Annotated in this window: 18 protein-coding genes; 8 read left to right on the top strand and 10 right to left on the bottom strand. The window is 49.9% G+C overall.

The genetic code is table 11. From position 1 onward, the window contains the following. Window positions 1-172: 172 nt before the first annotated feature. From ADU23_RS12610 to ADU23_RS12595, 4 genes are read right to left on the bottom strand one after another with little or no spacing between them, the layout of a single operon-like run. A complete protein-coding gene (locus ADU23_RS12610) occupies window positions 173-1033 on the bottom strand; it encodes a metallophosphoesterase (protein WP_053374061.1) in 861 nt (286 codons plus the stop codon). A 14-nt stretch (window positions 1034-1047) separates the two neighbouring features. Continuing rightward, window positions 1048-1710: an alpha/beta hydrolase gene (locus ADU23_RS12605; protein WP_053374060.1), complete on the bottom strand. Its 663-nt coding sequence runs from the start codon at window positions 1708-1710 to the stop codon at window positions 1048-1050. Continuing rightward, window positions 1676-2017: a hypothetical protein gene (locus ADU23_RS33555; protein ID WP_053374059.1), complete on the bottom strand. Its 342-nt coding sequence runs from the start codon at window positions 2015-2017 to the stop codon at window positions 1676-1678. Before ADU23_RS33555 ends, ADU23_RS12605 begins: the two co-directional genes overlap by 35 nt. 21 nt (window positions 2018-2038) lie before the next feature. Further along, window positions 2039-3571 carry a DUF4153 domain-containing protein gene (locus ADU23_RS12595; RefSeq protein ID WP_053374058.1) on the bottom strand — a complete coding sequence of 511 codons (1533 nt, stop codon included), beginning with the start codon at window positions 3569-3571 and terminating at the stop codon, window positions 2039-2041. A gap of 97 nt (window positions 3572-3668) precedes the next feature. On the opposite strand from ADU23_RS12595, the gene ADU23_RS12590 reads away from it, so the two are divergent. From ADU23_RS12590 to ADU23_RS12580, 3 genes are all read left to right on the top strand, one after another. After that, window positions 3669-5453, top strand: a complete 1785-nt coding sequence (locus ADU23_RS12590) for an ABC transporter substrate-binding protein (RefSeq protein ID WP_053374057.1) — start codon at window positions 3669-3671, stop codon at window positions 5451-5453. A gap of 25 nt (window positions 5454-5478) precedes the next feature. Next, window positions 5479-6042: an RNA 2',3'-cyclic phosphodiesterase gene (gene thpR / locus ADU23_RS12585; protein ID WP_053374056.1), complete on the top strand. Its 564-nt coding sequence runs from the start codon at window positions 5479-5481 to the stop codon at window positions 6040-6042. A gap of 246 nt (window positions 6043-6288) precedes the next feature. Next, window positions 6289-6813 (top strand): C40 family peptidase, encoded by a 525-nt coding sequence (locus ADU23_RS12580; protein ID WP_053374055.1) that lies wholly within the window; start codon window positions 6289-6291, stop codon window positions 6811-6813. A 138-nt stretch (window positions 6814-6951) separates the two neighbouring features. Here ADU23_RS12580 and ADU23_RS12575 read toward each other — a convergent pair whose 3' ends face one another. The 3 genes from ADU23_RS12575 to ADU23_RS12565 form a co-directional block, all read right to left on the bottom strand. After that, window positions 6952-8040, bottom strand: coding sequence for a CapA family protein (locus ADU23_RS12575; protein ID WP_053374054.1), 1089 nt, complete (start codon window positions 8038-8040; stop codon window positions 6952-6954). Window positions 8041-8263: 223 nt separating this feature from the next. After that, window positions 8264-9313, bottom strand: coding sequence for an NlpC/P60 family protein (locus ADU23_RS12570; RefSeq protein ID WP_063845992.1), 1050 nt, complete (start codon window positions 9311-9313; stop codon window positions 8264-8266). A gap of 157 nt (window positions 9314-9470) precedes the next feature. Then, window positions 9471-10634 (bottom strand): YheC/YheD family endospore coat-associated protein, encoded by a 1164-nt coding sequence (locus tag ADU23_RS12565; protein ID WP_053374053.1) that lies wholly within the window; start codon window positions 10632-10634, stop codon window positions 9471-9473. A 101-nt stretch (window positions 10635-10735) separates the two neighbouring features. Between ADU23_RS12565 and ADU23_RS12560 the strand changes: the two genes are divergently transcribed. Both ADU23_RS12560 and ADU23_RS12555 read left to right on the top strand, forming a co-directional pair. After that, a complete protein-coding gene (locus ADU23_RS12560) occupies window positions 10736-11488 on the top strand; it encodes a YheC/YheD family protein (protein WP_053374052.1) in 753 nt (250 codons plus the stop codon). A gap of 114 nt (window positions 11489-11602) precedes the next feature. After that, window positions 11603-12976, top strand: a complete 1374-nt coding sequence (locus ADU23_RS12555; RefSeq protein WP_053374051.1) for a YheC/YheD family endospore coat-associated protein — start codon at window positions 11603-11605, stop codon at window positions 12974-12976. A 112-nt stretch (window positions 12977-13088) separates the two neighbouring features. On the opposite strand, the gene ADU23_RS12550 is transcribed toward ADU23_RS12555, so the two are convergent. Next, window positions 13089-14063 (bottom strand): aldo/keto reductase, encoded by a 975-nt coding sequence (locus ADU23_RS12550; protein ID WP_053374050.1) that lies wholly within the window; start codon window positions 14061-14063, stop codon window positions 13089-13091. Window positions 14064-14232: 169 nt separating this feature from the next. Between ADU23_RS12550 and ADU23_RS12545 the strand changes: the two genes are divergently transcribed. Then, on the top strand, window positions 14233-17568 hold the full coding sequence (locus ADU23_RS12545) for a DEAD/DEAH box helicase (RefSeq protein ID WP_053374049.1): 3336 nt from the start codon (window positions 14233-14235) through the stop codon (window positions 17566-17568). Window positions 17569-17634: 66 nt separating this feature from the next. Here the strand turns inward: ADU23_RS12545 and ADU23_RS12540 are convergent, their stop codons facing one another. Next, window positions 17635-18027: a winged helix-turn-helix transcriptional regulator gene (locus ADU23_RS12540; protein ID WP_053374048.1), complete on the bottom strand. Its 393-nt coding sequence runs from the start codon at window positions 18025-18027 to the stop codon at window positions 17635-17637. A 114-nt stretch (window positions 18028-18141) separates the two neighbouring features. Here ADU23_RS12540 and ADU23_RS12535 point away from each other — a divergent pair, with 114 nt between their 5' ends. Next, on the top strand, window positions 18142-19155 hold the full coding sequence (locus tag ADU23_RS12535) for a zinc-dependent alcohol dehydrogenase family protein (RefSeq protein WP_053374047.1): 1014 nt from the start codon (window positions 18142-18144) through the stop codon (window positions 19153-19155). 151 nt (window positions 19156-19306) lie between these two features. On the opposite strand, the gene ADU23_RS12530 is transcribed toward ADU23_RS12535, so the two are convergent. Next, on the bottom strand, window positions 19307-19864 hold the full coding sequence (locus ADU23_RS12530; protein WP_053377605.1) for an NUDIX hydrolase: 558 nt from the start codon (window positions 19862-19864) through the stop codon (window positions 19307-19309). A 258-nt stretch (window positions 19865-20122) separates the two neighbouring features. On the opposite strand from ADU23_RS12530, the gene ADU23_RS12525 reads away from it, so the two are divergent. Further along, window positions 20123-21100, top strand: a complete 978-nt coding sequence (locus ADU23_RS12525; RefSeq protein WP_053374046.1) for a M23 family metallopeptidase — start codon at window positions 20123-20125, stop codon at window positions 21098-21100. Window position 21101 lies beyond the last annotated feature (1 nt).

The raw sequence follows: 21101 nt of genomic DNA, 5'->3' as shown, positions 1-21101 counted from the left end.
ACGATGTAAGCGCTCTTTTCTACGCTGGAAAAACACTTCCGCCATGATTCTCCTAATAACTAGGAGAGTCATGGCGGAGGACTGATAGGCATCATGTATGATCCGTCTCTATGCCAAAAAAACCCAGACCTCCTTCGGTCTGGGTTTTGACACAAGCGTATATTCAACTGCTCTATTCATTTGCTCTCTTCAATTCAACCAACACAACCTCCGGCCGATTAAACAGCCGCTGCGGAATAATGCTGTTGCCGAGCCCGCGGCTAACGATCATCGTGGAGCCGCCCTCCGTATATTTGCCTCCGTCGTATTTTGGCAAGAAGCCTTGCCCTGGAGCAACCAGCCCTCCGAGGAATGGCAGCCGAACCTGTCCGCCATGCGCATGGCCGGAGAACGTTACATCGATTTGGTTTTGCGCATAGACAGAGAATAACTCCGGCCGATGCGACAGTAGAATCGTATAAACGTCCTTTGATCGGTCGACGCCTTTAAAGGCGGCGCCAAGATGCGCGTTCATCTTGTCGACGTCGCCATCCGCCTCGTGATTAAAGGTCGGATCATCTACGCCGGCAATCCGAATCTCGCCTTTGCCGAGCTTAACGAGCTCGCTTTCATTGCGCATGACATGAACGCCCAGCTCCCTAAGCCCCTTCGCTAAGGAAGGAAATCTCGATCCCCATTCATGATTGCCCGTTACGTAATAGACGGGAGCAATCTCGGTCATTTTGCGCATCAGCATCAGGCTGATTGCCTCATTGTACCGTCTGCTGTCAACTAGGTCGCCTGTCATTACAATAAGATCGGGCTTCAGCTTTTTTACCTTGCGGGTAATCGTGCTCTGATCCTTGCCAAACGATGTGCTATGCAGATCCGTCAGGTGGACGATGCGATAGGACTCAAAGCCTTCAGGCAGCTTAGCCGAGCTGAGCTGGTACTTCGTGATACCGATGGCATTGTTCTCAAAGTAAAGAAATACGATGATAGCTATAATGGCCAAAGGAATGATCGTGAACAACCGTTTTTTCGTCATTCGCATAACAGCAAATCTCCTTACCCTTCATTAAGATAATAAGGCTTTTCTAATTCATCCAATAAACGAATAGCGGCGTTAATGACTGCCTCCGGCTTATGGATTGGAATGGAATGCCAGCTATCCTCGACTATAACCTGCTTCGTATATCGGGTCAAATGAACAAGCTTTCCCTGATCCCGCAGCCATTCCTCATTCTGTTTGCCCGCGCTTAATACGATAACCGGCAAGTCCTGCCGCAGCGGCTTGGCAGCCTTTAACTCAAGGCTGCTTTCCGCCGTGCTGAGCAGCTCGGCATACGCCGCCCTATAGGCGCCTGCCCGATAGCCTAATGCACGAACCGGCGCCAGCCACTGCTCCGGCAGCCTTTTGCTCCCGATATGCTGCTTCATTAGCCTTGGAATGCCAAGCGGGGCAAGCAGATAACCTAACTTATACCGTTTGCGGCTGCTTTGCAGCTCTTTTTGCCGCTGAACTGATGTCTGATTAGGCACGAACCTGCTCTCATGAGTGGCATCAACCAGCACGAGTCCGCATACCTCATCCGGAAAACGTGAGGCAAACAGCCTCATGATCATGCCTCCATAGGAATGGCCAATAAGCAAATACGGCGGCGCGGCGCCAAGCGTCCTAAGCAAGGATCTCAGATCATCGACATAAGCGTTGCAGGTTGGAGCATCCACCACCCATGCTCCAGCCAAAGCCTGCCCGGTCGTATGCGATGACGCTCGATCTTTTGGCAAGCTCAGGCATAACAAGCGCCCAGTCCAAGGAGCACCCGCCCATTCCCGCTTCCAAAATAATCGTTGGAGAACCATGTCCCTCAACGGTTACGTGCAGCTTCCGCGTGCCGATGTCAGCCAGCCAGCCTGCCGGACTATGCTTCTTCATCTGATACGCAGCAACCAGACAATGGACAAGCGAAAGCGGGAAGCCGATTAGCGAAAGAATCAAACGAATACTGCGCTCCAATCGTGATATTTGCGGCATAAGGCTATCCTCTCCCTGCTCTTATTCCTTCGCCCTCTGCTGCGATAAGTTCCAGGACTGCCATTTGCTGCGGTGATGGGCCTGAAGCTCCAGCCTATCAACGACTTCATTGATCCCAATCAGCGTTGGATGCTTCTTTTGCAGCTTTCGCAGCTCTGGCGCGGCATCCGTTGATAACGTACCTAGATAAGCGACATCGATATTTCCGGTACGCTCGAAGCGATCAATATTATTTGAAGCGATACGCGCATCCAAATTGGCATAGTTCATAACGACAAAAGCGATGATCGATACGCAAATATAAGCTTTGCCCATCGAGAAACGCTCCCCCCAAATGCGAAGCAAGGCTATCACAAGCAGCACCCCCAAATACAGCATAAAGCCATGCACCAGCAATCTCGTTTGCGTGAAGCCGTATGCTTCCTCATATAACGACAAGCGGCTATAAGCAGATACAAGCATGACGATCGTACAGCCGATTAGCACCGTAAGCGCCAGCTTGCGAATCCACTCCGCCGCCGCACTCGTCCGCCGAATCAAATGAAGCCCGCACATGAGCAGCAATACGTTGATCAACGCGACCATAATTAATTCCGTGAAGCCTCTGCGCGCATACTCGGCATAAGCCGAGCCCTCGGGCAGCAAACCGTTCGCAGCACCGAATAAATAAGAAAACTGAATGACGACAAACAGCACATAAACGATGTTGATGCTGATAAGAAGCGTGCCTGCCGTAATCGGATCAAACTCAATCCGCCCGTTCTGCTTAAGGGCAGCTGCCTGCGGATCTGCAGCCATTCCGCTCGTTGTATCCTTTAATTTATTGAAAAGCAAACCCCACAAGTAACAAAAAACATAAAAAGCAAAAAATGCGGCAACAATGATCCGCCAAATGCCGTCTCCTATAGAGAAGCGGCCGAATACGTCTGGAATTTCAATCAGCCACGACAAAAATATTTCATCAGCCGATGCCAGCAAAGAGACAACCACGATAAGAATTGGTGCAGCGAGGAGCAGGCCAAACGATATTTTGCCGAACTTGCTCTTCGTAAACGATATGTTCTCTTTCCCTCTTAAGCGCTCGTTGATCAAGCTGAACGGTACGCCGATGAATGCAAATGGCTTCACAAGCGCCAAAAACAAAAGTTCCGTATAAAAGATTCCTCGATACCAAGGTTTCGTGCTGCTGCTCGTCATGAGCACGGTCTGTGACACGATAAGCGCAAATAACGCAAACAGATTCAGCTGCCGAAATAAATGATTGGCATAAAGGGCATAGGTTATCGTAAGCAAAAAAATCGGAATGAACAGCAGCCAGCCTGATCTGGCCTGGCCCTGCCATTTCTCGAATCCGCCCATTCTTCCCTTAATGGAATAGAAGAACAGCCCATAGAATCCAATAACGAACACTACGGCTGATAGGCCGGCAGGCGCTCCTACGAACAAATATTGACTGCCGAGACCAAACAAAATGGAAAGAACAAACATTCTTTCATACCTTTTTTGCCATGGTGCCGGATCTCTCATGTCACTCACTCCATCTCCATGCTCCATTTGTTAATTTCCTCCTTTTATTGTAACCTAGAAAACAAGAACAAAAAGTGTAAGTTATAACTGGAAAATTTCATATTTTAAACAAGGAGTATTTTGCATGAAAATACGTCGGCATTACTTAGCGCTAAGGCGCTCATATCCTAGTATTCAAGAGAATATCTCCTTTGAAGTGACTACACAGGAGCTTGCAAATTTGCTGGATTGCACACATCGAAATATGGTTCTTTTATTGAAGCGAATGCAGCAGGAGGAATGGCTCACTTGGGAGCCTAAGCGAGGGCGCGGCAACCGTTCGGCGCTTTCCTTTCTTGTCAGCAAGGAGCAAGTCGCCCTGCAGGAAGCGCAGGAAATGATGCAAAAGCAAGACCTGCATGCAGCGCTTCAGCTTCTGCAGCAAGTCGAGGAGTCACCTGCGCTGCGCGATCAATTCCAAGAGTGGCTGTCCGGGCAATTCGGCTTTCATTCCGAGGTACAAGGCAAGCGGCGTACCGATATATTGCGCTTTCCTCTGCCGCAAACGATCTATTCGCTCGATCCGGCGGCCATCCATTATACGGGCGAGTCCCATCTCGTCAACCAAATTTTCGACGGCCTCGTTCGCATCGATCCGAAGGGCGAGCATATTTTGCCGCAGCTTGCGCATGCTTGGGATGTGGATGATACACGTACAAGGTGGACGTTTTATTTGCGCAAAGGGGTTCTGTTCCACCATGGTCGCGAGCTGGATTCCTCCGATGTCAAGTATTCGCTGGAGCGGCTCAAACGGCTTGCCCCGCTCGGGCTCTACAGCTGGGTCTACTCCGGCATCGTCTCGATGGACACGCCGGATGACACTACGATTCGCATTCAATTATCCGAGCGCAACGAAGCTTTTCTTGCTTTTCTCACGACCAATCGCGCATCGATCGTCCCTCAGGACGCTTGTATAGCCGCAGGTGAGCAATTCGGCGAGAAACCAATCGGCACCGGTCCCTTTAGATTTGTTGGCAATGAGCAGGGCGTTTGGATTTTGGAGGCTTTTGCCCCTTATTTTCAAGGAAGGGCATTTCTTGATCGGGTCGAGGTGTGGACCATTGCCGAGGAGGAAGCACGCGAGAAACATGCCGAGCTGCAATCATTCCAGGTGATGCACAATGCGAGACTATCCGGCCATGCAGCAGAACGGTGGCAGCAGGTCAGGCAATCCGGGATGACTTGCAAGTTCATTACCGTAAATGAACAGAAGGACGGCTTATTGGCTAGCCCTGCCATTCGTGCGGCAATTGACCTCGCTACCCAGCGTACCGAGCTATTGAAGCTGCTTTCGGGAGATGTTATTGAAGGCGTTAACAGCTTTTGGCCCGATAAAACAAAACATTTGCCGGAAGATGCCGACTGTGACTGGGATATGATTAAGCAGGAGCTTGCACGCTCAGGCTATAACGGAGAAACGCTTGAGCTGGCGACCATTCCGCAATATGCGGCAGATGCGGAAATCATTCGGCAGGTATGTGCGAAGTCAGGCATTCCGCTTCATATAAATCTCATTCCTGCGGAACAATTTAAAGGTACGGCGCGTATGTCCGCGGATCTGCTGCTCTTCGCCATCATGCTGGACGAGCACCGCGAACTCAGGCTTATTGATTTGTACAAAAGCATGCAGCAGCATGCGCTGCCGGAGATTCACGATATGCTGGAGCGCAGCATCCGCTTGCTGCTGAGCGAGCAAGACCGGACGCGGCGGGAGGCGATTTTTCTAAACATCGAAGCCCAGCTTAAAGAGAGGCACAGCCTGCTGTTTCTTTACTGCAAGCATTTAAAAACCGCGTTCCACCCGTCCGTTCGCGGCATTTCACTCGAATCGCTGGGTTGGGTGCGGTTCCGGGATATATGGTTTACATAAAAACAAACATGAAGGAGTTTTCAAAATGGGACAAGGGAACGTGAACGGCCAAAAGCAGCGCTTATTTATTGCCATACCGGTGCCGGAGCCAATCGCTAAATTGCTCGCTGACTGGACGCTTGTCCATAAAGAGAAGCTTCCTTTTCGAAAATGGACCCATCCGCGCGATTATCATATTACGCTTCAATTTCTTGGCGATACGACGGCTGCCCAGCATGAAATGCTGCTCTATTCCCTTCGCGAAGTAAAGGGAAATCCGCTTACGCTAGCATTGAACGGAGCAGGCACCTTCGGCAAACCGGAATCACCGCGCGTGCTTTGGGCAGCAGTTGGCGGAGACGTGGAGCCGTTAACCGCACTTCAAGCGGAGGTGGTCAAGGCTACCCGTACCGCTAACTTCGAACCGGAGGAACGTACCTTTCGGCCTCATCTAACGCTTGCCAAAGGATTTGCGGGAGGTTTGCTTCTATCCAATGAGACTCTATCCTCCATACCTTCTTTTGAATGGGAAGCAGACCGTTTTGTGCTAATGCGAACCCATATGAACGCTTCGCCGATGTATGAGGTTATCTCTGATTTTCCGCTCTAAATCACGAAAAAACAGCTATTTCCCCGAAATGGCTGAACATTGTAACATACCGATTACTGCACAACAAGAAAAAAATTATTCATACGTTTCGCTCAGCTCCGCAAAATAGGAATAAAAACCGCTTTGCAGCTAGCTTTTACCAGCCTTTTAGATTTCTAATAATCTTTTTGTTCCAATTTTTTCAGGTTTTTTCCCCTCTCTAGTAATCTTATAATACGGATGAGACTAACACAGAGGAGAGATCACATGAAAAAAGGAATCAAAAGAAAAATCGCAATCTTGATGTTAGCCATCAGCTTGCCTGCAACATCATTATTACAAGTACATGATGTCGATGCTGCATCCGCATCCGTAGTTGCTAAGAGAAACAAGGTCGTACAAACTGCAATTGGTTTAACCAATAAGGTAGATTATGTACACTGGACAAAGAGACAAGAAACAAAAGCACCTTATAAAACGGACTGCTCGGGATTCACATACCTTGCTTATAGACTTGCAAACGTCGGAGTCAAGCTTGTCAACAAAGATGATGACGCGCAAGCAAAAGTTGGACAAAAAGTAGCCTGGGGAAAATTTGAAAAAGGCGATCTGATATTCACTTGGAACAGCGGTTCGAAGAACAAAAGCGATGTCGGCCACGTAGGGATCTATATTGGCAATGGCAAAATGATTCATAACGCAGGCGCCAAAAACGATGTTATCGTATCCAACATCTATAAGGGCAGCTATTACAAGGATAGATTTATTGTAGCTAGACGTGTAATCAAGTAGCTGAACGTTAGCGTTCGTAAGCGCTATCAAAAAAACACACACTTCGACTTAACCAAAGTCTATCGTTAAATGATCACCCTACTAACCCCGCATGGCGGGACGAAGGGTGATCTTTTTCTTTTTGCCTTTCATTTTGGATCACAACACTTTTAGTTCGGGCGCATCGGAGCTGCGTTTAATATGCTGCTTCACATGCTCATACATCTTCTTCATCCTTACAAGCTCGCTGTTATTTCCGTTTGCCTGTTTTTTCAATTCGTCTTTCAAATTCAGCACTCGAAATACGCTCCTGCCTCCTGCTTTGGTGATCCTCACCCAAGTAGGAATGAACTCCGCATTCATGATTTCCGTAGTGCCATCATCATGTTTCCTTATTTTGAGCCTTGTAATGAGGCCCGTTAGTGTGTGATCATTCCTATATAAACGTGTAGAAATAAAATTGCCTAAGGAATAGATTGCAAATCTTTGCTTGTTCTCGCCGGTATGATCTTTTGTCTTATAAAATAAAGCGGGCTGAATAACATGTGAATGCGCCCCAAGAATAATATCTGCCCCATTTTTGAATAATAACGGAACGAGGGTTTTTTGCTGGTCATTCGGGAACATGCCATATTCCCTTCCGAAATGCATACATACAATAACAAGATCGACCGCTCGCGCCTTCAGCTTCTTGATATCCGCAATAATCTTACTTGGTGAAATCAGATTAACTGCCCAAGAATGGTCTGAGGGTACCGGAATTTGGTTCGTTGTTTTCGTATAGGCCAAGACGCCGATCTTAATTCCTTTCACATCTTTAATTAAATATTGCTGCGAATCGCTCTGTGATCGGAACGTTCCTGTATGAGCAAGGTCATGAGAATCCAGCACCTTTAATGTTCGTTTGAGACCGTTAATGCCGCAATCCATACAATGGTTGTTTGCAGTGGAAAGCACGTCAAAGCCAAGATTTTTTAGCGTGCCTGCGAATTGATCGGGACAATTGAACATTGGCCAATTCGTTTTCGGATGCCTTTTCACTACGGAATATACGTTATCGCTCGTTTTTCCGCCAAAATTCGTTTCAAGATTGCCAATCGTAAAATCTGCGCTGCGCAGATGAGGGGCAACTGCTTCAAATAGCTTATCAAAATCGTAGCCCTTCTCACCGGAAACTTTAACGGAGTTAATAATCCTAGTCTTAATTAGGAAGTCTCCGACCGCGGCGATCGTAATGTCGGTACTCATGATTCATCTCCGTTCTCTAAATCATTAATGAACTCTCGATTAGCGCGGAGCCACACCATATCATATGATCCGGGCACTAGTCCCGCATTGGATATTCGCCTATATTCCAGATTCAATTGTAAAAATAGAAAAAAGGCATGAACGCCCGTTACAAGCCAGACTGTTGTAACTGCACAGCCTGCCTCTAACATGACGCCCATACCTATAGGATTAAATCGGTCGACTATTTAGTAACTACTTTGGTGTAAGTACTGTTTGTCGTTATGTATGCGGTCTTGCCATTTACTTTCACTTGATACCAATAACTATTAACTTCCTTAACGAGTTCCGCTTGCTCTCCAAGCTCCAGCCTTCCAACCGTGCTCGAGCTCTGTTTGGCCGACGCTTTGAGAGAGACCCAGCCTTTTTTCGTAACCACATACTTTTTCTGTGATTGCTGATCATCCGGCTTTGGCGTAACCGGCGGTTTTGGCGTCGGCTGCGGCGTTGGTTGCGGTGTCGGTTGTGGTGTCGGCTGCCCTGAGCTGCCATTTCTCCAATCAGCTAGCTTCTTCTGCGGCGGAAGCACATAGGATTGCGGGATGACTGGCGCCTTTTCCGTTTTCCCTGCCATTCCGCTTAAAGCTGAATCCGGCAATACCCGTCTCGCGGAATGGAATTTCTCGCCCCACCAATAGGACCAGCTATCTACCGTTCCGAGTGCAGTAGGATTGCCGTCTCCTCTTGTTCCGATGACGACAGGCTGGCCTTCTCGGTTCGTCCCCATATAAATGGCAACATGTGAGATGTGATCAGTCTCCTGCCAAGTCAGGATATCTCCGATCCGCAGGTTTTGAATGCCTGTAAGCTGCCATTTCCCATTTACCTGCTTCTTGCCCACGCCTGCAACCTTAGTTCCTACGGTATCATAGCTTTTTGAAGTTTCAGTAATGTTGTAGCCAAAGTCACCATAAACAAGGCTGGTAAAGCCTGAACAATCCTCGTAGCCATACTTCCCGTAGGCTTTGGAGCCATGTCCGTAAATAAAGTATCCGTTCTCCATATACCATATCGCACGCTCTACGACCTGATAGGCCAGCGTTCCTTTGAGACTAGCGTAATTGCTGCGGAAATCCGCTACATTATACAATTCGTCTTTTACGTAGCTGTCCGCATTTATATATTTATTATACTTCGCCACCGCTTCGGATGTAGAAAAATCAGCAGCAGCGAAAGCCATTCCCGTCGTGCTTAAAGACAAAGCCAAGGTCAAGCCAATAATCTTTTTCTTCATAGATCTACCAACTCCTTATATGTGATTATTCCTATAATAGCAAGTTTTACTAGTCTATTTCGCTGGTATTTATATCCAAGCATGGTTCCGCTTCAATCTTTTTCCATATGTAAAACACCCTTCAACCTGCATAAATGCAGGTGAAGGGTGCTTGGTTTTACTTCTTCGCAAGCAAATTCCGCGCATAATGAAATGGAATATGAAGGCATTGCTCCCAGGCCTTTTTCCCGTATAATCGCTTAATAATCATCTTCCCCGGCTTAATGTTGATCTCGATGAGCCAGAGATTTCCGCTCCTGTCTACAGCGAGATCAATGCCAAGCTCGGACAAACGGGATTTGTATGATTTTTCCACAAACTCCGGTATATATTCAGCTACCTCAACGATCGATTTCGTGAGCGCTGCTCCATTTTCACTGCCTTGCTCTTTCTCCAGATAATCCTCTACTTTAAAGGCGTCGCCGCCGCTCTTAATGTTTGAGGTAATTTTATCCTTCATGCCTTCGCGGACGGCCATTCCCGTCATGACCCAATCGCCGTCATCTTTCTTTTGCATAAGCGCGCGAATGTCGAACACTTTCCCGTTTTTGTTTCGTATGTCAATCCACTTTTGCATCAAATGTCTGCCGCTCTTCAACACGCCCCGAATGTAGGAGTCTAATCTAGAGCTTGGCAGGCTCAGCTTAGCCTTCCCGTCCCTTTGGACCACAAAATGTTCATTCTCGAGCGTAACCCGTATAATCCCACGCCCGCCCCACCCATTGATCGGCTTCAGCATGATGCTTTTATGCTTTCTCAGAAATTGAATGAACTGCTGAGCACTGTTTACCTTCTCTGTTGGCAATAAGTACGGCTGGAGAACCGAGGAGCCTATCAAATGACTTTGAATTTTGCATTTGTTGCCTAAGCCGTAACCGGTAAAACGAAGCTGCTTGCTCTTCTTCACACGGCTGGCTCTTCCCTCCAGCGCCGGAGGATAAAAACCGATATCCATATTGATTTTGGGATAAGGGACCTTTTTCCAAGCCCAGCTTCCGCTTTTATACACGCAGCCGCGGATCTCCCGCTTCTCCAGGTTCACATCCTTCGGCGTGTAAATAATGACGCCTTCGAATTTCTCGGCCAGCGCGGACCGAGCATGCCTAGTAAAGCTTTCCGGGCGCGTAATTCGGTGTGTCATAATGCCTAAAATATTATCCATAATCGCTTCTCCGATCTTTTTCGTCTGCAAGGCTCTCGCAAGCGTGGAACCGTTTGATATCTTATGCAGAAAGGCATTTGTCCCGCCTTGGATATTCGCCCAAATCATGAATAATGACATGGTTAGGTACTCTTTGTAAGAGGCTGGAATAACATGAATAACGTCGATCGCAGCTTATTTCATGACGTGAATTGCTGTTAACAAGCGGAGGAGATTCCAAAGTGAAAGCTAGATTGATTAAATATCCCGGAAGGAAATGGTTGAAGCATGAATCGCTCTGGAGCGAGCCGGAACTCCGTAAGTATTTGCCCGAAACAGAGCTGTTCACCACACAGGCCTTTATTCAATTGATTGAGCGTCATGCTGTCCTCTTCGTTAAACCCGATGTAGGCATGCAGGGACAAGGCATTATGAAGATTACGCGCGACGGAGACAAATATGTCATTCGGACGGCTTCTCAACGGTTTGTTTATCGTGATGTCAATAAAGCCGCTCTAAAGCTGAAGCAAATCATCGGATCTGAGCGGTATCTCGTGCAGCAGGGGATCGATTTAATTAAAATCGACGGCAATCCGATTGATTTTCGTGCCCTTCTGCATCTTAAACCAAACGGAAAGTGGAAGTTTTTTGGCATTATGGGGAAGATTGCGGCTCCTAACCGCTTTGTAACCAATCACAGCAGCGGGGGTCGGGCGATACGGCTGTACCAAGCCCTTCGAGTGACGAAAGAGGACGGAGCAGAATGGGATGAGCGGATCAAAAAATTGTCCGGCCTGATCGCTCACGCGATGAAGCGGCATTTTCCAAAAATTACAGAGCTCGGCTTAGATATCGCTATCGATACCAATCACCAAATTTGGCTGCTTGAGGCGAACACGAGACCTCAATTTCAATTGTTCAGATATCACTCAGACCCGCGTTTGTTTGCCAGAATCGCCTCTTCTGTTCGCATGATTAGAAAACATTCTGTTTAGGATAAGGGGCGGCATGCAGAGGCGGCTTTTATCAGACTGGGCAGCGGTTTGCAGGATATTGCATTTATAGGTCCAAACCGTTTTACGACAAGTCAGTGCTGGGAAGGAGTTCGCATGAATCTAACAAAGGTAACGCTGCAGATACAGAGCTCCAGCAACGTTTCAAATGAATCGATCCTCTTGCTTAGCGAAGCAATCGGTAAAAAATGGGCGATTCCCTATGATCGGCATTTGAATCTAAGCTTCGGATCTGGCAGCCATCAAGTAGTAGTCGAGCCCTCGTCACAGGAAAGCATATTGCTCGTCAGCTCAGTGCTTGCTTCCAAATGGGGACTCGCTCATGGCGACGAGCTGCGCATTCAGTACCATGCGAGTTCGGAAACGATTCAGATCGGTCCGCTCATCGGCGTATTGGTTAGTCGTATCAATCGGCATACCCCTAATAAGCCATTCGGCGTCAATACGTCATTTTGCCGGGAGCTGAGCGATGCATGCAAGCTTGAAAATTCTGTAATCTTTTTTTTCACACAAGAGGATGTTCAGAAAAAGTCCGATAGCATCAAAGGCTGGATTTATACGACCAAGTGGGTACCCCGGCGCTTTCCCATTCCCAAGGTCATCTATAACCGTATCACTTCCCGCAAGCTAGAGGGCAAGGCAAGCTTCCAGCAGTTTATAAAATACGCTAAGAGCCGCCATCATGTAGTATTTTTCAACGAAAAATACTTAAACAAAATAGAAGTTTTCCGAGCTCTAAGAAAAGAGCCTGAGCTGCATGTCTATCTTCCGGAATCCCATTTGCTCCGCAATGTTCGGGTTTTGAAATCGATGTGCAAAAAGTACGATGTCGTCTTTCTGAAACCGACCAACGGCAGCTTGGGCAATGGCATTATCCGTATACACCGAAATGCGAATCAAACGTACACCTGCCATTTTAATCATATGAACGGCATCCGGACGCAGACGTACATGAGCATAGAGAAGCTGTTTAGCGCGCTCTCAAGCAAGGTGCGAAAAAGCCGCTATCAAATTCAGAGGGGACTTAGGCTTCTGACTGTAGGAGGCAGGCCAGTGGACTTCCGGGCAGTCGTCCAGCGCGGTGAAACCGGGCAGTGGAGCATTACCTCTATCGTCGCTAGAATCGCCGGAAATGAGCAATTCGTATCCAATGTCGCCCGCGGAGGAATGATAACGACCGTTAAAGCCGCTCTCGCAAGGACCGGAGCCAGCGCAGCGGCCGGCGGATTGTCGAGGCTGAGGCGCGCCGCGCTGCAAATAGCCAAAGGCATCGAAAGCCGAATGACGGGACACTTTGCAGAGCTGGGCATTGATTTGGCTATCGATTCTAGAGGCCAGGTGTGGCTGATCGAGGTAAACTCCAAACCGTCGAAGGACGATAATGCGCCGCTGTCGACAGAAAACAAAATCCGGCCATCCGTGAAAAAGTTTGTGCAATATGCTTATTTTGCCTCCAGCCTCAAAGACTAGCTTCCACGCACAAAAAAGCCCTATTGCTCCACCAAGATGGACGCCCATACCATTATGGCGCCTATCTTGGCAGAGCAGAGCTATTCGGCGGACTTTGAGCAGCCGCTGCCGGTTAAGGCAAACGGTATAACGCAAAAGGATCACCATAGCGGAACGGCTTGCTAAGCGTGTCCAGCCTCGCCAGCGTTGCCGCATCCAGCTGAAGAGCGACGCTCTTGCTATTTTCCACAAGCTGCTCGGCTCGCGCAGCCCCAACGATTACCGTCGAAATGACAGGCTGATGCATCAGCCAAGCAAGTGACAATACGCTAGGCGTACAGCCCAGCTCCTCGCTAAGCTTGTTTACCTCTTCGCCGAGCGTTAACGTCTTGTCGTTCAGAAACCGGCCGAAGCTCGGGTCGGTCTGTGCCCTCGAGCCTTCCGGCGCTTGGTTGGATGAGCTGTACTTGCCGGACAAAATACCGCCTGCGAGCGGAAAATAAGGAATGATGCCGACTCCTTGGTCCAGGCACATCGGGACAAGCTCCGCCTCGGGCGTCCGATCAGCGAGCGAGTAGCTCACTTGTGTCGATACGAATCGGTTCAGCCCAAGCCGTTCGCTAATGCCGATAGCCTTCATCAGCTCCCAAGCGAAATAGTTGGATGCGCCGATATAGCGCACCTTCCCTGAACGAACCATATCCTCGAGCGTTCGCAGCGTTTCCTCAAGAGGCGTTGCCGGATCAAAGGTGTGGATCTGATAAAGATCAACATAATCAGTTTTTAGGCGCTTTAGGCTGCCTTCCAGCTCCGCCATCAAATGATGCCTGGACGAGCCCCGTTCATTCACGCCCGCTCCGCGGACTAACCCCGCTTTGGTTGCCAGCACGACATTGTGGCGGCTTCCCTCTAGCACCTGCCCAATAATTTTCTCGGACTCGGTACCTGCGTATATATTAGCGGTGTCTATGAAATTGATTCCTTGATCCAATGCATGATGGATGATCTGCTTCGAAGTCTCATAATCAGCCCGTTTGCCAAAGGCGTTTGTTCCAAGGCCCAGAATGGACACGTGAAGGCCGCTTTGGCCCAGACGTCTGTATTGCATGGCGGTCAGCTCCTTTTTTTTTCATATATAAACGCTCTAATCTCTCCATTATAACCTAGTTGGATAGCATTTCAGTATGGGGTTATGACCTGGCCCCTAAATTCTGATATGATAAGAGCTAGCTTATAAATCGGAACAAACGTTTCCGTTTACGGAAAGGAACGAGGCGATGAGCGTTCTACTCACCCAGCGTATCATTAAATTGCTTTGCGGCGACACGTTCTATGAGCGCGGCGAAGCTTACTATAAAGATGGAAATGTAACCATTACGAGCTCTGATCCGGAGGCGTCCAGCTACGAAGCTACCGTAAGTGGCGAAGGGCGCTACGAGATTACGGTCGATATCGACGGCGATGGGGACGTCGATGCGACCTGCACCTGTCTCGCATTCAGCACCTACGACAAATATTGCAAGCATGTGGCTGCTGCGCTCCTTCAGATTCTGGACCTCCAAAAGCAAGACAACAAACCCGCACGTACCTACCCCTCCCTTCTGCATCCCGAGAACCGTCCTTATGACGATGAAGAGGAAGAGGAAGAAGCGTATCTTCAGCCCCGGTATGCTAGGCATGCGGGATTGGAATTGGCGGACACCAAGCTTGCCATCGGCATGCTGGGCTTGTTCGGCGGACGGCCCCTGCGGGCAAGCCGCAGCCAGGCGCTCTTGGATACGAGGACGCAGCTCGATGTCGAGATCACCTGCAAGCTCTACCCCTATGGATACCGAAAAAATAAGTTCGGCATCGAGCTGAAGGTTGGCCCGAAGCGGCTTTATATCGTTCAGCGCATACGAGAATTTCTTGAAAAGATAGAGCATCGGGAGGCATTCGTATTCTCGAAGCATTTTACGTATGACCCAGCCATCCACAGCATCCAGCCGGAGAACGATGCGGTACTCAGGCAGCTCTATCAAATCTTTCGAAATGAAACCTTCATCCGTGAAACGTCATCTCGTTCGTTCATTAAAGAGGCTCCAGCCGGCGGTGATCGGATGCTGCTCGTGCCTCCCTTCTCTTGGGGCGCGCTGCTTCCGCTGCTCATAGCCGCTCCAAACGTGCAGCTAGCCTACGGAAGTCGAACGGTCGCTGGCATTTCGCTAAGCGACGAGGCGCTTCCGCTTCACTTTGCATTCGATCAAGCGTCGAGCGACGGTTATCAGCTAGATATTCAAGGCTTGGACCAAATTGTTTTAATGGAAGAGTATGGGCTGGCTATTGCCGATGGCAAGCTGCTCAAGCTGCAGCCGGATTCCTGCAAGCGTCTGGCGGAGCTTAAGCATCTGCTCGACAGCTCCCGCAAGCCAAAAATCCATATTGCTCCCGAGCAGATGGAGCCTTTTATGGAGAGGGTCGTTCCCGGCTTGATGAAGCTTGGCAGCGTCAAAATCGCGGAGACCATCTCCGACCGTATCCTGCAAACGCAGCTTAAAGCGAAGCTGTATTTAGACAGGGTTAGAGATCGGTTAGTCGCTGGGCTTGAGTTCCAATACGGCGACATCGTTATTAATCCGCTGGAGGGCAGCGATAAAAGTCGCGGCACCGACCGTATTCTCATGCGGGACGGCGAGCAGGAGCGCAGCATTCTGGAGCTCATGGAGGTTGTCCCCTTCGCCAAAACCGAAGGCGGTTATTTCATGGAGGACGAGGATGCGGAATTCGGATTTCTGCACAACGTCATCCCGCAGCTGGAGAAGCTGCTTGCTGTGTATGCGACCTCCGCCGTGAAGGTGCGCATCGTAACCAAGCATGCGCCGCCAAAAGTGACCGTTAACGTGGACGAGCGCACCGACTGGCTTGAATTTAAGTTTAATATGGACGGCATTCCTGATTCAGAAATACGCAGCCTGCTGAAATCGCTTGAAGTGAAACGCAAATATCACCGCCTGCCGGACGGCTCGTTATTGCCGCTTGATGGCGCCGAGTTCCAAGAAATTATTCGCTTCTTGAACGAAGTCGGTCTCCGCAAAGGGGATATACAAGGGTCTGAATTCCGCATTCCTGCGGCGCGCGGTCTGCATCTCATCGACTCGCTTGAGAAAGGGAAAGCCGTGAAGCTCGGCAAATCGTTCCGCCGGCTGCTCGAGAATATGCGAAATCCTGACAATCTGGATTTCCCTGTTCCTGATAGCCTAGCGCCCGTGCTTCGTGATTATCAGAAGTATGGCTACCAATGGATGAAGACGCTGGCTCACTATCATTTTGGCGGCATTCTTGCCGATGATATGGGCCTAGGCAAAACGGTACAAGCAATCGCCTTTATCGTCTCCATCCTGCCAGACATTCACGAGCGGGAGCAGCCTGTCTTAATCGTCTCCCCGGCTTCGCTCGTATACAACTGGCTTAATGAGCTGGGAAAATTCGCCCCCGAGATTCGGGCGGTCATTGCCGACGGCAGCAAAGCGGAACGCAGCGGCGTACTGAAGGACCATGCAGAGGCGGATGTGATCATCACCTCGTATCCCCTGCTTCGCAGAGACATCGTTCAGTATGCGAAGCAAAGCTTCCATACGCTCATTTTGGATGAGGCACAATATTTCAAAAACCATACGACCCAAACCGCGCAGGCGGTTAAAGCCATTGAAGCCAGCTTCCGCTTCGCATTGACCGGGACGCCGGTGGAAAACACGCTGGAGGAGCTATGGTCGATCTTCGGTGCTGTGTTCCCTGAGCTTTTCCCAAGCAGGCAAGCCTTTAATGAGCTATCCCGCGAGGCGGTTGCGAAGCGGGTTCGCCCTTTCCTGCTGCGCAGGCTGAAGACCGATGTGCTTCAGGAGCTGCCTGAGAAAATCGAATCGATTCAGGCATCCGAGCTGCTGCCGGAGCAGAAGCAGCTGTACGTAGCCTTCCTCGCCAAGCTTCAGCAGGAAACGGTGAAGCATTTGAACGAGGAAGGTTTCCAAAAAAATCGGATTCGGATTTTGGCGGGCATAACGAGGCTGCGCCAGCTCTGCTGCCACCCTGCGCTGTTCGTCGAGGATTACAAGGGCAGCTCCGCCAAATTCGAGCAGCTTCTCGAAATTATCCAGGAATGCCAAAGCGCCGGCAAACGGCTTCTCATCTTCTCGCAGTTCACCGAGATGCTTGGCCTAATCGGGAGGGAGCTTGGTTACCAAGGCGTGCCTTATTTCTACTTGGACGGGCAAACGCCTGCCTCTGAGCGCGTTGCACTTTGCAACCGATTCAATGACGGCGAGCGCGATGTCTTCCTGCTGTCGCTCAAAGCCGGCGGTACCGGACTGAACCTCACAGGAGCAGATACCGTTATTTTGTACGATCTATGGTGGAATCCTGCTGTCGAGCAGCAGGCAGCCGACCGCGCGCACCGCATCGGGCAGAAAAACGTCGTCCAAGTGATCCGCCTCGTCACGCAAGGAACGGTTGAGGACAAGATGTACGATCTGCAGCAGAAGAAAAAAAATCTGATCGACGAGGTCATCCAGCCAGGGCAGGAGTCATTGTCCTCCTTATCGGAGCAGGAGATTCGTGAGATTCTGATGATTGAATAACGCAAGAATAACATGTAAATAAAAGACGGAGGAATCGAATCGATTCCTCCGTTTTTATTTGCGCGCTTATCGCGCATCCTCGCCGTTAATCCGGTCGTATTGCTCTCTTGCCTGCTGGACAAGCGGATAATATTCAGCCGTCCACAGCTTTAAATGCGTCATCGTATTTATTAAAGTGTCGCCAAGCGGGGTCAATGAATAGTCGACAATCGGCGGCACAGACGGCGTTACATCACGTCCAATTAGGCCGTCTCTCTCCAGCTGCCGCAGCGTTTGGGTCAGCATCTTTTGCGAGATGCCCTCGATTCGCCTTCTTACTTCTCCGTAACGCAAGGTACCGTCCGCCAAAGCATAAAGAACCAGCGCCGACCACTTATTCGAAATGATTTCGAGCACCCTGCTGTAGCTGCATGCCGTAATCGATAGATCAGGCTGTTTGACTTGAGCCGTATTTGCCATAACTCTCCTCCTTGCGCACCTGAAGGTTCGCAGCGAACGTTAAAGTGCCTACTTACTAAATATTAGTATATGTATTAATGTATGTCTACACCTACAAAAAAGGAGAGATCATCCATGAACGTATTTGAAATACAAGATGGCTTCGGGCTTGATCATGTGAGGAAAGCAGAGCGCAGCATTCCTGTTCCCGGCACTGGCGAGGTGCTTATCAAAATGCGCGCGGCTTCGCTCAATTACCGTGATCTTGGGGTCATCAGCGGCTTCTATAATCCGAACCTGCGGCTGCCCCTTATCCCCGTCTCGGACGGAGTTGGCGAGGTGGTCGGCCTTGGGGAACAGGCAGGCCGCTTCAAGCTGGGCGATCGGGTTAGCGGCATTTTCACGCAGAGCTGGCTGTCCGGCGAACCGACGCAGGAGGGCCTGGCCAGCACGCTGGGCAATCCGCTGGACGGGCTGCTTGCCGAATATGCTGTGTTGAACGAGCAGGGCCTTGTTCGCGTGCCGGCTCATTTAACCGACGAGGAAGCCGCTTCGCTTGCTTGCGCGGGAGTGACCGCATGGCATGCCATAGTAGAGGAAGGCAAGGTTAAATCCGGCGACACGGTGCTCATTCAGGGTACGGGCGGCGTTTCCTTGTTCGCGCTCCAATTCGCGAAGCTTCACGGCGCAACCGTCATCGTGACTTCGAGCAGCGACGATAAGCTCGGGCGTGCCAAATCGCTAGGAGCGGACCATGGCATCAACTACAGAAGCACGCCGGAATGGGCTCCAGCGGTGCTTGAGCTGACGCATGGCAGAGGCGCTGATCTTGTTGTTGATGTTGGCGGCGCCGCTACGCTGAATCAATCGCTCGGCGCCCTGCGCCTGGGCGGGCAAATTAGTTTGGTCGGCATTTTATCGGGGGCAAGCGTGGAGGGATTTAATATTATCGCCGCGATACAAAAGAAGGCTCGCCTGCAAGCCATTAATGTCGGCAGCAGGGCTATGTTCGAGTCGATGAACCGTGCCATCGAGCAAAATAAGCTCCGTCCCGTCATTGACCGTATATTTCCGTTTGAACAATCCGTTGATGCGTTCCTCCATCTTGCTAAGGGCACGCACTTTGGGAAAGTATGCATCACTTTCTAATCCTTCCCCCTTTAAATAAAACAGACAAGCGGGCTGCCCAAACAGCTCGCTTGTCTCTTGTTCCGGTATTCCGGTACGCTATGCCAATCAAGTAACGCTGCCTTTTGTCCCGCTCAATAACCTCCTGGGAAGCAGCAGGAGAAGTAGCTAATTAAGCCCGGAACAGCCCATAACCGCTAAGCGGAACGACAGGCTCCGAATCTACTCTTAAACCCTCCGAACGCGCATGAAACGCAACATCAACAAGCCACTGCGTAAAGCCTGCAACGTCCATCGACTCCAGCTCCTGCAGGGTGAAGAAGCCCGCAGCGTCAACCTCCACAAAGTCGGGGGTAGGCTCGCCGCTCACATATTCCATATCGAACGCGACGTAGAGATTATGTATGCTCCTCGGCTGGTCGCGCAGCGCCAGGACGTTTTTAACGCTGGCTTTCACGCCGCACTCCTCTAGCACTTCTCGCTCGATCGTATCTTGAATCGCTTCCAGCTGCTCAATGTATCCGCCCGGATTCGTCCACTTCCCTTTACCCGGCTCCTGCGCCCTGCGAACGAGCAATATTTTATTATCCTTAACGACAAGCGCACCTACGCCAATGCTATAGTTGCCCCAATGCACAAAGCTGCAGCTCGTACATGCCCTTCTCATCGTCCCGTCAACATCGCGTGTTTCAAGCTCATGCCCGCATGCCATACAAAATTTAGCTTCCACTAGTCTCACCTCTGTTTTAAGCTTTGATCTCATCAGATTATACGAATTATTGGCGCCTCTGCATAGCCCGCCTTCCCAGCCACCAGCCCGCTGTTTTTTTCCTATTGGCTCTTTCTGCGAGTTTTTCGACATCTTTCTACATTATCGCAGGACGAACTATTAATATTTTCCAAATTTTCGCTCAAAAATAGAGGACTTTAGTAGGAGGGTGTCGAATGACTCATGTTGGTAAGCTATGGGAAATATAGGAGGAACGTCATGAATTGGCTGTCAAAAAGATTTACGTTTGTCATCATTCCGGATGCGAATCAAACGGTTCAGCGGTTCCGGTTATCCGGTCTCGTTATCATTTTATTACCGATTGTTGTCTTATTGCTTACGCTTTGCGCCATTTTATTCTTTCTATTATTATCGCGGCACGCCTCGGTAACCGACACGCTAAAAAACCAGCTCGCGGCATCGGCTCTCCAATATGAGCAGCAGCTGTCCGACAATGAAAATCATATATCCGAGCTTCAGACCAATCTCGTCCGGCTTTCGGAGCAAGCCCAAGCAATGGAAAACAAAATGGTGGAAATCAACGCACTCGGGTCCCAGCTGAAGCAGCTAGCCGGCATCGATACCAAATCGCCTGTCTCCATCTCCAGCCTCCATACTGTGGAAGGCGGACAAGGCGGCGAGGAGCTGCCGCTGCAGGAAGAGGCCGGGGACGATCTCTATATGCAGACAAGCAAGCATTACGCGGAAGTATTGCAGCAAATGGACGCGATGATTCCGCAGCTGCAGGACACCAAAAAAGCGGTTGTTGCCTATCAGAAAATTTTGCAAATCACGCCTACGATCTGGCCGACCGATTCACGCAAGGTGACGTCCTTGTTCGGCATACGCAAAGATCCCTTTACGGGACGAGCGACCTATCATTCCGGCTTCGATATCGGCGGAAATACCGGAGATCCTATTTATGCGGCAGCAGATGGCATTGTGACGATATCAGAAAGAGACCGGGTCCATGGCATAAATGTCATGATTGATCACGGCAGAGGCGTCAGCACTCGTTATCTCCACTTGCATAAAAACATCGCGGAGGTTGGCGACAAGGTGCAGAAAGGCGAGGTCATCGGCGAACTAGGCAGCACGGGCCGAAGCACCGGACCGCATCTGCATTACGAGGTATCCATCAACGGCAAAAACGTAGATCCCGTTCCTTACATTAAAGCAGACAGGAAGGAGCCCTAAT

This window comes from Paenibacillus sp. FJAT-27812 (genome assembly GCF_001273905.1).
Taxonomy (GTDB): domain Bacteria; phylum Bacillota; class Bacilli; order Paenibacillales; family Paenibacillaceae; genus Pristimantibacillus.
The sequence above is the reverse complement of the archived record's forward strand: the minus strand, read 5'-3'. Positions and strand labels throughout refer to the sequence as shown.

Coding starts and splice junctions, on each gene's coding strand:
- ADU23_RS12570 (WP_063845992.1), bottom strand. CDS start 9,313: ATGAAGAAAAAGATTATTGGCTTGACCTTGGCTTTGTCTTTAAGCACG.
- ADU23_RS12545 (WP_053374049.1), top strand. CDS start 14,233: ATGAGCGTTCTACTCACCCAGCGTATCATTAAATTGCTTTGCGGCGAC.
- ADU23_RS12525 (WP_053374046.1), top strand. CDS start 20,123: ATGAATTGGCTGTCAAAAAGATTTACGTTTGTCATCATTCCGGATGCG.
- ADU23_RS33555 (WP_053374059.1), bottom strand. CDS start 2,017: ATGCCGCAAATATCACGATTGGAGCGCAGTATTCGTTTGATTCTTTCG.
- ADU23_RS12595 (WP_053374058.1), bottom strand. CDS start 3,571: ATGGAGCATGGAGATGGAGTGAGTGACATGAGAGATCCGGCACCATGG.
- ADU23_RS12590 (WP_053374057.1), top strand. CDS start 3,669: ATGAAAATACGTCGGCATTACTTAGCGCTAAGGCGCTCATATCCTAGT.
- ADU23_RS12550 (WP_053374050.1), bottom strand. CDS start 14,063: ATGCAATACAGACGTCTGGGCCAAAGCGGCCTTCACGTGTCCATTCTG.
- ADU23_RS12555 (WP_053374051.1), top strand. CDS start 11,603: ATGAATCTAACAAAGGTAACGCTGCAGATACAGAGCTCCAGCAACGTT.
- ADU23_RS12610 (WP_053374061.1), bottom strand. CDS start 1,033: ATGCGAATGACGAAAAAACGGTTGTTCACGATCATTCCTTTGGCCATT.
- ADU23_RS12565 (WP_053374053.1), bottom strand. CDS start 10,634: ATGTCATTATTCATGATTTGGGCGAATATCCAAGGCGGGACAAATGCC.
- ADU23_RS12580 (WP_053374055.1), top strand. CDS start 6,289: ATGAAAAAAGGAATCAAAAGAAAAATCGCAATCTTGATGTTAGCCATC.
- ADU23_RS12535 (WP_053374047.1), top strand. CDS start 18,142: ATGAACGTATTTGAAATACAAGATGGCTTCGGGCTTGATCATGTGAGG.
- thpR (WP_053374056.1), top strand. CDS start 5,479: ATGGGACAAGGGAACGTGAACGGCCAAAAGCAGCGCTTATTTATTGCC.
- ADU23_RS12575 (WP_053374054.1), bottom strand. CDS start 8,040: ATGAGTACCGACATTACGATCGCCGCGGTCGGAGACTTCCTAATTAAG.
- ADU23_RS12540 (WP_053374048.1), bottom strand. CDS start 18,027: ATGGCAAATACGGCTCAAGTCAAACAGCCTGATCTATCGATTACGGCA.